Source organism: Cellulomonas hominis (genome assembly GCF_005239125.1).
In the GTDB taxonomy this organism is placed as follows: Bacteria; Actinomycetota; Actinomycetes; order Actinomycetales; family Cellulomonadaceae; genus Cellulomonas; species Cellulomonas hominis_A.
Map to the genome: position 1 here is coordinate 1 of NZ_SZYE01000101.1, position 13,744 is coordinate 13,744.

The 13,744-nt window shown below is 70.2% G+C and carries 11 protein-coding genes and 2 pseudogenes; 2 read left to right on the forward strand and 11 right to left on the reverse strand.

What is annotated here, in order from left to right:
* From FA014_RS12480 to FA014_RS12525, 10 genes and pseudogenes are all read right to left on the reverse strand, one after another.
* A pseudogene (locus tag FA014_RS12480) lies at window positions 1-429 on the reverse strand (hypothetical protein); the annotation flags it as partial.
* On the reverse strand, window positions 426-1,487 hold the full coding sequence (pilM, locus tag FA014_RS12485) for a type IV pilus assembly protein PilM (RefSeq protein ID WP_154730000.1): 1,062 nt from the start codon (window positions 1,485-1,487) through the stop codon (window positions 426-428). The pseudogene FA014_RS12480 and the gene pilM, both read right to left, overlap by 4 nt.
* Window positions 1,488-1,578: 91 nt before the next feature.
* Window positions 1,579-2,364, reverse strand: a complete 786-nt coding sequence (locus tag FA014_RS12490) for a prepilin peptidase (protein ID WP_230323117.1) — start codon at window positions 2,362-2,364, stop codon at window positions 1,579-1,581.
* Window positions 2,365-2,377: 13 nt separating this feature from the next.
* On the reverse strand, window positions 2,378-3,934 hold the full coding sequence (locus FA014_RS12495; protein ID WP_154730002.1) for a ricin-type beta-trefoil lectin domain protein: 1,557 nt from the start codon (window positions 3,932-3,934) through the stop codon (window positions 2,378-2,380).
* A gap of 2 nt (window positions 3,935-3,936) precedes the next feature.
* Complete coding sequence (locus tag FA014_RS12500; RefSeq protein WP_154730003.1) at window positions 3,937-4,611, reverse strand: PulJ/GspJ family protein; 675 nt, start codon at window positions 4,609-4,611, stop codon at window positions 3,937-3,939.
* Complete coding sequence (locus tag FA014_RS12505; protein WP_154730004.1) at window positions 4,611-6,398, reverse strand: Ig-like domain-containing protein; 1,788 nt, start codon at window positions 6,396-6,398, stop codon at window positions 4,611-4,613. The genes FA014_RS12500 and FA014_RS12505 overlap by 1 nt, the downstream gene beginning before the upstream one ends.
* 109 nt (window positions 6,399-6,507) lie before the next feature.
* A complete protein-coding gene (locus FA014_RS12510; RefSeq protein ID WP_154730005.1) occupies window positions 6,508-6,930 on the reverse strand; it encodes a type IV pilin protein in 423 nt (140 codons plus the stop codon).
* Between the two features lie 255 nt (window positions 6,931-7,185).
* Window positions 7,186-8,436, reverse strand: a complete 1,251-nt coding sequence (locus FA014_RS12515; RefSeq protein ID WP_154730006.1) for a type II secretion system F family protein — start codon at window positions 8,434-8,436, stop codon at window positions 7,186-7,188.
* The gene (locus FA014_RS12520; protein WP_195969274.1) at window positions 8,436-9,692 is read right to left on the reverse strand and encodes a type IV pilus twitching motility protein PilT; all 1,257 of its coding nucleotides are present in this window, start codon (window positions 9,690-9,692) and stop codon (window positions 8,436-8,438) included. The genes FA014_RS12515 and FA014_RS12520 overlap by 1 nt, the downstream gene beginning before the upstream one ends.
* A gap of 361 nt (window positions 9,693-10,053) precedes the next feature.
* The gene (locus FA014_RS12525) at window positions 10,054-11,733 is read right to left on the reverse strand and encodes a GspE/PulE family protein (protein WP_154730007.1); all 1,680 of its coding nucleotides are present in this window, start codon (window positions 11,731-11,733) and stop codon (window positions 10,054-10,056) included.
* A 267-nt stretch (window positions 11,734-12,000) separates the two neighbouring features.
* On the opposite strand from FA014_RS12525, the gene FA014_RS12530 reads away from it, so the two are divergent.
* Both FA014_RS12530 and FA014_RS12535 read left to right on the forward strand, forming a co-directional pair.
* Window positions 12,001-12,315 (forward strand): hypothetical protein, encoded by a 315-nt coding sequence (locus tag FA014_RS12530; RefSeq protein WP_154730008.1) that lies wholly within the window; start codon window positions 12,001-12,003, stop codon window positions 12,313-12,315.
* A 57-nt stretch (window positions 12,316-12,372) separates the two neighbouring features.
* Window positions 12,373-13,266: a hypothetical protein gene (locus FA014_RS12535; RefSeq protein WP_154730009.1), complete on the forward strand. Its 894-nt coding sequence runs from the start codon at window positions 12,373-12,375 to the stop codon at window positions 13,264-13,266.
* Here FA014_RS12535 and FA014_RS20010 read toward each other — a convergent pair.
* Window positions 13,263-13,744 (reverse strand): annotated as a pseudogene (locus FA014_RS20010) (shikimate dehydrogenase); the annotation flags it as partial. The gene FA014_RS12535 and the pseudogene FA014_RS20010 overlap by 4 nt on opposite strands.

A 13,744-nucleotide genomic window follows, 5' to 3' on the forward strand; every position in this document is an offset into this window, starting at 1 on the left:
GCAGCCGCGTTCCAGCCCGCCGCGCCGCAGGTCAACCTGCTCCCGCCGGAGGTGAGGGCCGCCCGCTCGCTCTCGGTCGTCAAGCGGTGGCTCGCCATCGGACTCGTCGTCGTGCTGGCGGTCGTCGACCTCGGCGTACTTCGCCTCCTCGGACCGCAGGGTCATCTGCGTGTCCTCGGCCGCCGCGAGCTCGGTCTCGGCTGCCGACCGGGCGAGAACCGCGGCGCCGTAGCCGAGGGCGACGACCGCCAGCACGACGACGAGTCCGATGGCGAGCCACCGCTTGACGACCGAGAGCGAGCGGGCGGCCCTCACCTCCGGCGGGAGCAGGTTGACCTGCGGCGCGGCGGGCTGGAACGCGGCTGCCTGCCCGGGCGACTTGCTCTTCTTGGCCGGGCTCTTGGCCGGGCGCTCCGCGGTGGCGGTCATGCGGCGACTCCGTGTGCGAGGCCGACCGGCATGGCGACGAGGGACTCGGCGCCGGTCAGGCGGGAACGGTCGAGGGTCTTCGCCAGGCGAAGTCCCTGGAGGGCGTCGCCGAGCGCGACCGGGATGCGGCTCGAGCTCGACAGGAACTGACCGAGCCCTGGCAGGTGCGCGCCGCCACCCGTCAGGAGGACGCCCTCGATACCGGCGCCCGGGTGGTTGCCGGCGTAGTACACGAACGTGTTGCGGATCGACTCGACGAGCTGGCGGGTGGTGGCGCCGATCGCCTCGGCCGCAGCCTCCTGGCCCACGCCCGCCCCGTACGCGATCCCGAGCTCCCGCTTGATCCCCTCGGCCTCGTGCGCGGTGACGCCCAGGGCGGTCGCGACGGCGTCGGTGATGTGGCCGCCGCCCTGGGGGATCACGCGGACCAGGGCGGGGACACCCCGGACGGCGACCACGACGTTGGTGACCCGTGCGCCGATGTCGACGAACGCCACGGTGCCGGCACCGGCAGCGCCGCGCGACAGTGCCCGGACCAGCGCGAAAGCGTTCAGGTCGACCATCGTGGGCCGCAGACCCGCGCCCTCGACGGCAAGGACGTTCGCCGCGACCGTGTCCCGCTGTGCCGCCACGAGCATGCCCCGCACCGTGCGGCCCCGCTCTCCGGTGTGCTCGCCCGTCGGGAAGAAGTCGAGCAGGGCATCACCGCCGGCGACCGGCAGCAGCTCCTGCACCTGGTACGGCAGCGACGCCTTGAGCTGCGCCAGCGGCATCCAGGGCAATTCCATCTCGCGCACGATGACCCGCTGGTTGCCCACACCGAGGACCACGTCCTTGGAGGAGAAGCCCGCCTGCTGCCAGAGCTGCTTGATCGCGTGCGACACGATCGCCTGCTCGACGACCTCCCCGTCGCGCACCGCCCCGGGCGGCAGATCGACCTGACCGAAACGCTGGAGCGTCCCGTTGCCGGCAGCGGGTCCGCCGCTGCCGAAGGCCACCTCGGTGGCGCGCACGGCGCTCGTCCCGATGTCCAGCCCGACCACACGTGAGGAGGCCACCGCACGTCCCTTCGCTGTCGTTTGTCGTCGTTCTTATCGGGCGCGGTCGCGCGCGCCTTGAGAGGTCGCCCGGGGTGTATTCCAGAAATCGTCAGAAAACGGACAGGTACGCCGACCAGAGCGGCTCCCCCGCGACGATCCCGAGAATGGCGCCGGCGAACATCCACGGCCCGAACGGCACCCCGGACTTCCGCCCGGCGCGTCCGGTCAGGAGCAGCCCCACCGAGAACAGACCGCCGATGAGGAAGGCGCCGAACGCGCCCACCGCCAGCGCTCCCCAGCCGAACCAGCCGAGGTAGAGCCCGACCACGCCCGCCAGCTTCACGTCGCCGAAGCCCATGCCCCCTGGTCGGACGACGAGGAGCAGGAAGTAGAAGGCGAACATCGCCGCCCCGCCCACCAGCGCCCGGACGACCGCCGCCGTGTCGAGCGCGCCGTCGGGCGCCAGGTCCGCCAGGAGCAGCAGCGCGGCGGCGACCCCGTACGAGGGGAGCACGATCACGTCCGGCAGCCGGTGCACGTCCAGGTCGATGAGCGTCAGTGCCACCGCGATCGCCGCCAGGTACAGGAGCGCCGGCAGCGTCCAGGCGAGCCCGGTGAAAGACGCCGTCAGCCCGAACAGCACGCCCGTGCCGGCCTCGACCAGCGGGTAACGCGGCGAGATCGGTGCCCCGCAGTCACGGCACCGGCCCCGGAGCAGCAGCCAGGAGAGCACCGGCACGTTGTCGCGCGACCGGATGCGGTGGCCGCACCGCGGGCAGGCGGACGGCGGGTGCACCACGGACTCCCCCCGGGGGACCCGCCAGACGACCACGTTGAGGAATGAGCCGATCAGCAAGCCGAGCACGGTGCTGAACCCGACGAGGAGCGCGGTCACGCGGCGCTGCCGGTCATCCGCGGGCACCCTCGACGTAGTCACCGATCGAGGCGTCGGAGCGCTGGGCCGGGGCATTCCACTTCTGGTCCGCCTCACCCGAGCAGGAGGTCACCACGATCTTCGACCAGGCCTCCTTGTACTTGTCCTCGCTCAGCCCGACGCACCGGCCGAGGTAGTCGACGAACGTGTACGAGGTCGCGGCGTTGCCCGTGTCCTTGTAGCGGTCCCACTGCTGGTTCGGGGCCGACGCGCTGCAGTTGACGAGCGTCACGTATGTACCCGAGGCCCCGGGCGACTGCAGGCACTTCTTGCCCGCGTCGGCGTTGTTCTCCTTGACGTAGATCTGCTGGTTCTCCACCACGGAGGACCCGGTGGCCGGCTCGGAGTAGTACCACTTGTGGTTCCAGTTCAGCCGGGACCCACCGCTCGGGTCCTGCTTGCAGGGGTACACGATCATGAACTCCTTGCCGACCTGCTGGTCGGTCACGTCGAAGCAGCGCCCGAACTCGAGGTAGTTCACGATCTGGATGGTGTCCGCGCTGGCCGCACCCGCGCCCACGGCGGGATCGGGGTTGAACGAGCCCCACGGTTGGTCGCTGGCGCACGACCCGACGTGCAGCTTGGCGTTGCCCACGGCCGAGTTGCTGGTCGTGCCGGCGTAGAGGCAGGAGCCCGAGTAGTTCGAGAGGTCCTGCTTCTGCCCCTGCCACCTCGCGCCGGTGTCCCAGCTCCAGAGCTGGTTCCACCGCGAGGCGTCGGTCTGGCACGGCTGGAGCTTCACCTTCTCGCCGGTGCCGCCGGCGGTCACCGGCCCCGTGATGCACAGCGCCGTCCCGCCCGGGATCGTCGACACCGCGAGCTTGAGCTTGTAGTCGACGTCGTAGAGCCAGAGCTCGTGATCGTCGTCGGCCCCGCACTCCGACTTCGGGATGTACGTGATCGTCGAGCCCGCGGACAGCCCGTCCGCGCGCAGGCAGTACCCGTCGCCGAAGGTGTAGATGCGGCCGCCGGCGATGTTCGTGTTCGTGGTGTTGAACTGGTAGACCGTCGACAGCGAGCGGTCCGCGTCCGTGGCCGACAGCCTCGGTGTCGTCTCCGCGAAGCCCTTCGCGGTGATGTAGGCGTAGATCGGCTGGGTGGCCGGCTTGCACGCCATCTTGTTCGCGGTCAGCCAGGTCTCCGACTGGCCCGCGGGGTCGTCCTTGAAGTAGCGGACCTGCACCTGGTATGTGAGCTCCCCCGCGGCGTCCGCGACCGTCCCCTGGAGCGAGCACGGCAGCTGGGTGAGGTCGCCGTAGATGGTGCCCGTGAAGTCCGGCGTGCCGCCCGCCGACCGGATCTGGGAGAGCGCAGCCTCCACGCCGGCCTCGGCCGCGAAGATCGTGCGCGTGTTCTTGCGCGCGAACTCCGTGGGGCGCGTCTGGGCCATGACGAGCGCCAGCACGACCATGCTGAGCGACGCCATGATCAGCACGAGCAGGATCGAGCTCATCATCGCGACGCCGCTGTCCCGGCCCAGCGCCTCCAGCACGCCGCGACGCCGCCGCCCACGCACCACGTTGCTCCGCATCGTCAGGGCCTTCCCACCGCGGCCACGCACACCTGCGTGTCCGACTGACCGTCGTTGTCCGCGTCGGCGTTGCTCACCGACCCGGTCGTGCTGTTGCGTGCGACGAACGTCGACTCGCTCGACACGCGGGCGTCCGCCGACTCGTCGCCCACCGTGAGGCGCAGCACGAGCCGCTGCCGCGGCTGGTTCTTCGACGTGTTCGCGGCGAGCACCTCGAACGGGTAGCGCCCGGTCGTGTAGCTGTCGTCGGTCTCGACGTCGGTGATGAGCGTGGTCCAGGCCGGCACCGAGGGCGTCGCCACGTCCCGCCACGTGCGGCTCTGCAGGTCACCCGAACTCGGGTCCCACCGCCACTGCGTGCACATCGCGTACCCGGTGCTCGACACGGCCGCCCCCGTGCGGAACTCGACGTACCGCCGCCCGCTCGCACCGGCACCGGGGTAGTTCACCGACTCGGCGTACCGGACCTGGCGCTCCATCCGCTGGAAGGCCAGCCGGACCGAGTCCCCCGAGGACGCGGTGACGTCGGCGCGCACGGTGCCGCGTGTCATCATCACGACGCCGCCCATGAAGACGACCAGCACCAGCGTGAAGATGCCGATCGCGACGATGAGCTCGACGAGCGTCATGCCCTCGTCGCCGCGGTCCCGGCGGATCCCTTCCCGGAGGCCCCTCATCAGCCGGTCACCTTCACCGTGACGGTCACCGGGTCGGAGACGATGTCCGCGTACTGCCCCGTGCCCCGCAGCGTGTACTGGAACGTGCACGTCTGCGCCTTGCTCGGTGTCGTGAAGTTGATCCGGCCGTTCTGGATGCTGGGCTGCTGGGTCGGGATCGTGCCGCACGTCAGGTTGGTGAACGAGGGCGTCAGCGCGACCGTCCCGCCGTAGTTCATCGGCGCGTCGTTCTCCCCGATGTAGAGCTCGACGGTCTTGCTCCGCGCGGCCGAGAAGCTGTCGGGCTGTGCGACGGGCATGAGCCTGATCGTGACCGTCTTGACCGGGGAGGCGACAGACCGGTCGGGCGTCAGGACCCGGTACTGGAACGTCCACACGCCGAGCACGTTGCCCTGCTGCTCGTAGGTCAGCGCCGCGCCGATCCGGTTGTCCGCGGCGTTGTAGGGGCGCCCGTCGACGTAGAGCTTGCCCTGGTTCATCGTGACCGAGACGACCTCGTAGACGTACCCGCTCGGGTTGCCGGTCAGCCCCATCATGTTGAGGTCGGTCTTCGACCCGTTGACCGTCGCCGGAACGCGGACGGTGAGGTCGGCGACCTTGGGCGGCGCCCACGCGGTCACCGTGACCGTCACGGTCGCCTCGTTGACGGCCGCGAGCCCATCGACGTCCGTGTACGTGTACCGGAACGTGGCGGTGCCGGTCTTGTTCTGAGGCTTGAACACGATGGACGTCCCGGACACGGTGGCGTTCCAGCCCGCCGCCGGCGGCGACGTGATGGTGACCGCTCCCGGCGTGCCGAGGTCGTTGGCCGTGACCGGGATCGTGATGTTGGCACTCTGGATGGTCGCCGCGCTGTCGTCGACGGCCCGAGGCATCACCCGGACACGCACGGTCGCGACGTTCGACTCCCGGCCCGACTGGTCCTTCAGCTTGTACGTCACGGTCTTGATCCCGGACGCGTTGGTCGGGGCCGTGTAGAGGATCTGGCCGTCGGACCGGACCGACGCGCTCCCGGCGCTCGGCGTGCCCACGAGCTGGACCGGGTTGGTCACGACCACACCGAGGATGTCGTTCTTCAGCACGTCGACCACCACCTGCTCGCCGACGTTGACGACGGCGTCGTCGTCCACCGCGATCGGGCGGGTGGTGTTGTTCCAGGTGAGGTCGGAGTTCGGGTCGATCAGGGACGTGACCTGGTAGGAGCAGCCGCTGTCGGGGCACGACTGGCTCTGCCACGTCACCCGGACCATCACGCGCATCAGCTCCGTGTAGCCGGACGGCGCCGCGTCGGGTGCCGTGGGTCCGACCTTCGTGCACCCCGCCGCAGCGGCGGTCTTCGAGCGGTAGCACGGGCCGATCAGGGTGAGAGCCTCGTAGTCCAGGTGGTTCAGCTCGGAGGTGGACACGAGGGGGACGGCGTCGTCCGCAGGGCCTGCGATCGCGGTCGCCGCGGAGTCCCAGGCGGAGTACGTGTCGGCATAGCCCTCGAGGCCGGCGCTCGCGACGGAGGCCCAGGCGGCCTCGACGTCGTCCTTCGTCCGGCCGAGCAGCAGGCCGCTGGTGTCGCCGCTCCGCTTCGCCCCGACGCCGTACGCGCGCTCCATCGCCTCATTCGCGACGACCACCGCGTTCTGCGACTGCTGCTGATGGCTGACGGCGCGGGTGCCGCCGACGAAGAAGTACAGCGCCGCCGTCGCCGTGACGGTCAGCAGGGCGAGGGCGACGATCACCTCGACGAGGGTGAAGCCCCCGTCGTCGAGCGGGCCGATCGGGCGGCGCCGGGCCATGGTGCGTCTCCTGGGTCTCGCGGGGCGGGGGGAGATGGCTTGCGCGAGCAGGTGGGCCCGAGCGCGGCTCGGACCCACCTGCTCTTCGTTGCGTCAGCGGGGCCGGACGTCAGTCCTGGAGGCCGCCCTCGTCGCTGACGTAGGTGTAGTCGTTCCCGGTACCGTCCGTGCCGTTGGTGCCCACGATCTCGTAGGTGCCGTCACCGTTGTTGGTGAACGTGATCTCGTTGTTGTCGTTGCTCAGCTGCACCGTCGTGGGCGCGTTCGTGCCGACGGTCAGGGTGATGGAACCCGCCGCCGAGGTCGCGTTGCCCGGGTAGTCCTGGAAGTTCACGAACGCGGTCTCGGCCTCGTTCGCGATAGTGCGCAGGTCGGACTTGATGCCGGCGTCGACCGCGCTGCGACGCTGGTTCAGGAACACCGGGATCGCGATCGCCGCGAGGATGCCGATGATGATGACGACGACGAGGAGCTCGATCAGGGTGAAGCCCTGGTCCTTCTTCGCCATGGCCTTGTGGATGCGAGCGATCATGCTCATCTCCCGTTTCAGTTTCGAATCCAGTGAGTCAAGTTCGGAAAGGGCCCGGAGGTCCCCCGCCACAGATGACTTCGGGTGGCAGCACCCAGGACTTGAGGTCGGTTCCGGGGTGATCCGACAATCACCCGTTCGACGCAGGCGAAACGGGAGAACCGGACATTCGACGAGCGCTTTCATCACCCGTCGGGGTGAACGAAGCCGCAGGTCATCCGCGCGAGGGTGACCTGCGGCTGTGGCTCCGCCGAACGACTACTGCACCAGCTCGTAGATCGAGAAGATCGGCATGTAGAGGGCGACGATCATGCCGCCGATGAGGCCGCCGAGGACCACGATCATCAGCGGCTCGATGAGGCTCGTCAGCTGCTCCGTGGTCGACTCGACCTCCTGGTCGTAGAAGTCCGCGACCTTGCCCAACATGGTGTCCAGGGCGCCCGTGTCCTCGCCGACGGCCATCATCTGCGTGACCATGGGCGGGAAGACCGGGTGGTCGGCCAGCGGGCCGGCGAGCGACTGCCCGGTCCGCACCGACTCCTGCACGGCCTTCGTCGCCCGCTCGATGACGATGTTGCCGCTCGTCTCGCCGACGATCTCCAGGGCCTGGAGGATCGGCACGCCCGCGTGGATCATCGCGCCGAAGTTCCGGGTGAACCGCGCGACCGCGATCTTCTGGAACAGCTTGCCGAACACCGGCAGCTTCAGCTTGAGCGGGTCGAGCTTCTCCCGGACCGCCCGGTCGTTCTTGTGCTTGCCCCACCAGACGGCGAACACGATCACTGCGAGGACCAGCGGGCCGATGGCCCACTTGAGCAGCCCGGAGAGCAGCACCAGGAATTGGGTCGGGGCCGGCAGCTCGCCGCCCAGCGAGGCGAACATGTTCTCGAAGATCGGCACGATGAACAGCAGCATGCCGACGACGGCGAGGATCGCGATGATGAACACGACGACCGGGTACGTCATCGCGCTCTGCACCTTGCCGCGGAGTTTGACCTCGGACTCGAAGTTCTCCGCGATCGAGACCAGCACCTCGTCGAGGAACCCGCCGATCTCACCGGCACGCACCATGTTGATCATGAGCGGCGGGAACACCTCGGGGTGCCTGCTGAGCGCGACGGAGAACGCGACGCCGGTCTCCACGTCGTTGCGCACCTGCGCCACGACCTTGGCGAGCGCCTTCGACTCGGTCTGGTCGGCGAGGATGGCGAGCGCGCGGATCAGCGACAGACCCGAGTTGATCATCGTCGCGAGCTGACGTGCCGCGACGGCCAGGTCCTTGAGCGTGATGCGGTCGCCGAACCCCGGGAAGGAGATCTCACGCTGGAGGCCCGTGTTCTTGACCTCGGAGATCGACAGGGCCGCCATGCCCATCTCGCGGAGCCGGCTGGCGACCGCCGCCTCGTTGGCCGCGTCGACGCGGCCCTTGACGACCTTCCCCTCCCGGTCGCGCACGGCGTACTCGTAGGTGCGCGTCCCCGACGCGCTCGGTGCGGTGGTGGTGGCCATCAGTGTCCCTGCATCCCGTACGAGTCCGGACCGAGGCCGGCCGCGCCCTGCGACTGACCGGAGAACCGGCCGGTCAGCCGGTTGTAGTCCTCGATGTGGTGGCACTTCTCGAGACCGACCTCGTAGGTGATCGCGCCCGACTTCACGAGCTCGGCGAGGTGCTGGTCCATGGTGTGCATGCCCTGCTGGGCGCCGGCCTGCATGGCCGAGTAGATCTGGTGGGTCTTGCCCTCCCGGATGAGGTTCCGGATGGCGGGGGTCGCGACCAGGACCTCGGTGGCGACCGACCGGCCGACCCCGCTCGCGCGCTTGCACAGCGTCTGGCTGACGACGCCCTGGATCGCGCCGGCGAGCTGCGTGCGCACCTGCGCCTGCTGACCCGAGGGGAAGACGTCGATGATGCGGTCGATGGTCTGCGCCGCGTCCTGCGTGTGCAAGGTGGCGAAGACGAGGTGACCGGTCTCCGCCGCGGTCAGTGCCACGGAGATGGTCTCCAGGTCGCGCATCTCGCCGACCAGGATGATGTCGGGGTCCTGGCGCAGGACGTGCTTGAGCGCGTTCGCGAACGAGTGGGTGTCCTCCCCCACCTCGCGCTGGTTGACCAGAGCCTTCTTGTGCCGGTGCAGGAACTCGATCGGGTCCTCGACCGTCATGATGTGGTCCGCGCGGGTGCGGTTGGCGAGGTCGATGACGGACGCGAGCGTGGTCGACTTGCCGGAGCCGGTCGGGCCGGTGACAAGGACCAGGCCGCGCGGCAGGCCCGCGAACGTCGCGACGATCGGCGGGACGCCGAGCTGCTCCAGCGGCTTGATCTCGTAGGGGATCACGCGGAAGGCCGCACCGATGGACTCGCGCTGCTGGTACAGGTTCAGGCGGAACCGGGCGAGGCCGCGGACCGCGTAGGACAGGTCCAGCTCGAGGTTCGCCTCGAACTTCTCCCGCTGCTTCTGGGTGAGGACGGAGTACAGCGTGCGGCGCAGCGCCTCGGGCTGCAGGACGTCGTAGCCCTGGAGCGGGACCAGCGAGCCGGACAGCCGGATCGTCGGGGCGGCGCCCGACGTGAGGTGCAGGTCGGACGCCCCGGCCGCCACCATCGCGTGCAGGGCGCCCTCCAGGTCGAGGTCGCCCTCGCGGAACTGCTCGCCCATGCCCGCGCGCGCGCCGCCGGAGCGGAGCGCCGCCCTGGTGCCCGGCGCCGCGGAGGGGCGCGCCGGGGAGGCGACCGGTGCCTGCCCGGCGGGGGTGGTGGGAGGCATCGGGGCGGTGGGCGACGGGATCCCCGGAACCGGTGACCCCGTCGGCGGCGCCGCGGGGTAGGCGCCGCTCGGGGCGGGGGGCGCGGCAGGAGACGGGATCCCGTAGCCGCGCGGCGCGGGGGCCGCCGGGGCCGCGGCGGGGGGCGCCATCGTCGGCACGGGTGCCGGGGCGGCCGGCGCGCCGGCGCTGCCCGGCACGTACGGCGGCAGCGCCTGCGTCTGCTGCCACGGCTCAGGCGTGTCGTACTCGCTCACCGCTCCACCCCTCGCACTCCGGGCCGCCGACCTGCGGCTCCGTGTCGAGTGCTCTCATCGGCCGCCGCACCGCCGTTCTTGAGGCATCGGGCCGCGGACCACCCGGTCACGCGACGACCCGCAGGATCTCCTCCACCGACGTCTGCCCCAGCACGACCTTCTGCCACCCGTCGTCGCGGAGCGTGATCATCCCCTGCGCCCGCGCGGTGGCGCCGATCTCGGCGGCCGACGCGCGCGCGACGGCGAGGCGCTCGATGTCCTCGGTCACCCGCATCACCTCGTGCAGCGCGACGCGCCCGCGGTACCCGGTGCGCGAGCAGGCGACGCAGCCGACCGGGCGGAACAGCTCGGGCAGCGGCTCCCCCGGCACCCAGGGGAACCGGGCGCCGATGAGCTCCGTCTCGGTGGGGGTGTAGGACTCGCAGCACTTGCCGCACAGCCGCCGGGCGAGCCGCTGGGCGACGACGGCGTCGAGCGCCGAGCCGACGAGGAACGGCTCGATGCCCATCTCGGTGAGCCGGGTGACGGCGGACGGGGCGTCGTTGGTGTGCAGGGTGGAGAGCACGAGGTGGCCGGTGAGCGCCGCCTCGATGGCGATCTGCGCGGTCTCGTGGTCGCGGATCTCACCGAGGAGGACGACGTCCGGGTCGGACCGCAGGATCGAGCGCAGCGCGCCGGCGAAGGTGAGGCCGGCCTTGGGGTTGACCTGCACCTGGTTGATGCCGGCGAGCCGGTACTCGACGGGGTCCTCGACGGTGATGACGTTGATCTCCGGCTTGGAGACCGCGTTCAGCGTCGCGTAGAGGGTCGTCGACTTGCCGGAGCCGGTGGGCCCGGTGACCAGGATCATGCCGTACGGCTTGGTGTAGGCCTCGCGGTACGACTCGTAGTTCTGCTCGAGGAACGCCAGATCGCGCAGGTCCAGCGACGCGGTGGAGTTGTCCAGGATCCGCATGACGATCTTCTCGCCCCACACGGTCGGCAGCGTGGCGACGCGGAGGTCGATCTTGCGGCCGTTGTGGGTGACGGACATGCGGCCGTCCTGCGGCTTGCGCCGCTCGGCGATGTCGATGTCCGACATGATCTTGACGCGCGAGATGACGCCGCCCTGGATCTGCTTCGGCGAGCGCTGCATCTCGTGCAGCACGCCGTCGATCCGGTACCGGACGCGCAGGTCGTGCTCGGTGGGCTCGATGTGGATGTCGGAGGCCCGGTCGGAGATGGCCTGGGTCACGAGCAGGTTGACGTACCGGACGATCGGGGCGTCGTCCTCGACGGCGTTGCCGATGTTCGACAGGTCGACCTCGGCCTGCTGGGACTGGTGCTCCTCCTCGAACGCGGAGGACAGGTCCTCCATCTCGCCGTCGGCGCGGCAGAACCGCTCGATCGCGCGGCTGAGGTTCTCGTAGGTCGCGACGATCGGCAGGACCGCCATGCCCGAGACGGTGCGGACGTCGTCGACGGCGACCACGTTGCCGGGGTCGGCGGTGGCGAGCACGAGCGCCCCGTCCTGGAACCCGACGGGCAGCACGGTGTACCGCCGGCACAGCGCGGCGGGCACCATCGAGACCGCGGCCCGGTCCACCTGGTACTCGTCGAGGTCGACGAACGCCATGCCGACCTGACGGGCCAGCGCGGCGACCAGCTGTCCCTCGGTCAGGACCCCGATCTCGACCAGCGTCCGGCCGAGGGACTGCCCCCGGGCCATCTGCTCGTCCAGCGCCGCCATCAGCTGCGCCTCGCTGACCAGGCCCTCGTCCAGCAGGATCTCGCCGAGCTGCTTCACCCCGTTGCCCTTTCGTCCGGGGCAGGCAGGTGCACCGGCCCCGTAGGGCCCATCGGCATCCAACCCGCGTGGAATGAGCGGTCGCCGGAAACTGCGTGCTCCCGCCGCCGCCGCTGGGCTCGCCAACCTCCCAGGCTCACCCATGAAGTGGGCGCTCTGTGGCCACTCCAACGGTGCATTACCTCACATCCGGACTCCCAGTCACGGACCGCATGACCGTCCTAGCGTCGACCTGTCCGCAAGCACAACCAGGCAAGGGGAAGTCTCATGAAGCTCCGTCACCGCGCTCTCGGCGCTCTCACCGTGTCGCTCGTCGCAGCGGTCGGGCTCGCCATCCCCGCGTCGTCGATGACGTACGCGGCTTCCGGCGTCGCGATCCGAAACTCCACTAGCACCTCGTCGACGGTCCTCGGGCGCGGATACCCCGGCCAGGTCGTCCAGGTTTACAACAACCCCGTGAAGGTCGGCGGCACCTACAGCTACTCGGTCAACGGCAAGTCCGGCACGTCGGACAAGTGGCTGCTGCACGACAACCTCTCCACCGGTGTCTCCGGGTACAGCGGCCTCATGTTCTTCAACTGACGTCCACGGTGCGGGGTGTGTGACACGCACCCCGCACCCTGTCCAGGAGGTTCAAAGGTGCCCAAGACGCGCACGGTACGCAGCCGCCTCGGCCTGATCGCCACCATCGGCGCCATCGGAGTCGCACTGGGCGCCTGGGCGGGGTACCAGAGAGCCGACAGCGCCGCTTCGTCACCGCACACAGACCCGATTCGGACCGACTCCGAGCTGCTCGAGGAGTTCGGACAGGCTCCCCTCGATGCGTTCGAACTCACGCCTGCCGAGACGCGCGTGCTCGCCGACGCCTCCTCCACCCTGGTAGCGACGTGCATGCAGGCGGCGGGGTTTGATGTCCTGCCCCCTGTCGTTGAGATGACGGCCTCGCCCTACCACTGGTTCGACTTCCTCGGCGTCGTCGACTCCGACCGAGCCGCCGCCTTCGGCTACCAAACGACCGACATCGTCGAGGACGCAGCTTCCTCGGTAGAGACAACGACAGAGGCGGAATCGGATCAAGACGTCGCGGCACGTGATGCCGCGCTCCTGGGGGAGGGCGGCTGCGCCCAGCAGGCCCGCGATTCACTCAACCCATCGAATGCCGCTGAGCCCGAGTCCCGTAGTCTCAATGCCGATCTCTACGCTGCAGCAGCGGACTCAGCGCGCCGCGACCCGCAGGTTGCGACCGGCTTGCGCGACTGGCGTTCCTGCATGGCTCGGGCCGGGTACGACCTGGAAGAACCCCCACGCCCCGTGTACACGAGTGAACCCACACCAGATGAGAAGCGACAAGCGTTGACGGACGTGAGCTGCAAGGCGGAGGTAGGTCTCGTCGCGTCGTACATCGGTGCGCTGTATCGCGCCGAACGACGTGCGGTCGAGCAGAACTATGAGCGACTCGATAACTATCACCGAGGCAACCTTGCGCGCGTGGAGGTGGCGCGGGAAGTCCTAGCCGGCCGCCCGCCAGCTTAGCGCGGCGAGTGGCCGCGGAGGTTCGCCTCCAGCGCCGCGTCCATCGCCGCGAGCGGGCCGGGCCGCCCGGTCATGAGCCGCACCTGCTCGGCGGCCTGGTGCAGCAGCATCCGCTCCCCCGGCACGGCGACGCCGCCGGAACCGAGCCACGCGGTGTGCAGCGCGGTGGGCCGCGGGTCGTAGGCGACGTCGAGCAGCACGGCGCCCGGCCGGGGGGCGTGCGCGGCGCCGGCGGCGAGCCCGGCCGCCAGGTCGTCGGCCGCGCGCGGGGGCAGCGTCGAGACGACCAGGTCGGCTCCGGCCGTCGCGTCGAGCGCGCCGTCGAGCGACCGGAACACCGGCTCGACGCCCATGCGGTGCGCGGCGCGCGCGAGGGCGCCGGTCCGGCCCAGCGAGCGGGCGAGCACGACGGGCACGGTGCAGCCCAGCTCGGCCAGCGCGGCGAGGGCGGAGGCGGCGGTGGCGCCGGCGCCGAGGA

Excerpts from the sequence above, each read along its gene's own strand:
- FA014_RS12515 (WP_154730006.1), bottom strand. The coding sequence starts at position 8,436 with ATGGCCACCACCACCGCACCGAGCGCGTCGGGGACGCGCACCTACGAG.
- FA014_RS12510 (WP_154730005.1), bottom strand. The coding sequence starts at position 6,930 with ATGATCGCTCGCATCCACAAGGCCATGGCGAAGAAGGACCAGGGCTTC.
- FA014_RS12495 (WP_154730002.1), bottom strand. The coding sequence starts at position 3,934 with ATGCGGAGCAACGTGGTGCGTGGGCGGCGGCGTCGCGGCGTGCTGGAG.
- FA014_RS12500 (WP_154730003.1), bottom strand. The coding sequence starts at position 4,611 with ATGAGGGGCCTCCGGGAAGGGATCCGCCGGGACCGCGGCGACGAGGGC.
- FA014_RS12530 (WP_154730008.1), top strand. The coding sequence starts at position 12,001 with ATGAAGCTCCGTCACCGCGCTCTCGGCGCTCTCACCGTGTCGCTCGTC.
- FA014_RS12505 (WP_154730004.1), bottom strand. The coding sequence starts at position 6,398 with ATGGCCCGGCGCCGCCCGATCGGCCCGCTCGACGACGGGGGCTTCACC.
- FA014_RS12520 (WP_195969274.1), bottom strand. The coding sequence starts at position 9,692 with ATGCCTCCCACCACCCCCGCCGGGCAGGCACCGGTCGCCTCCCCGGCG.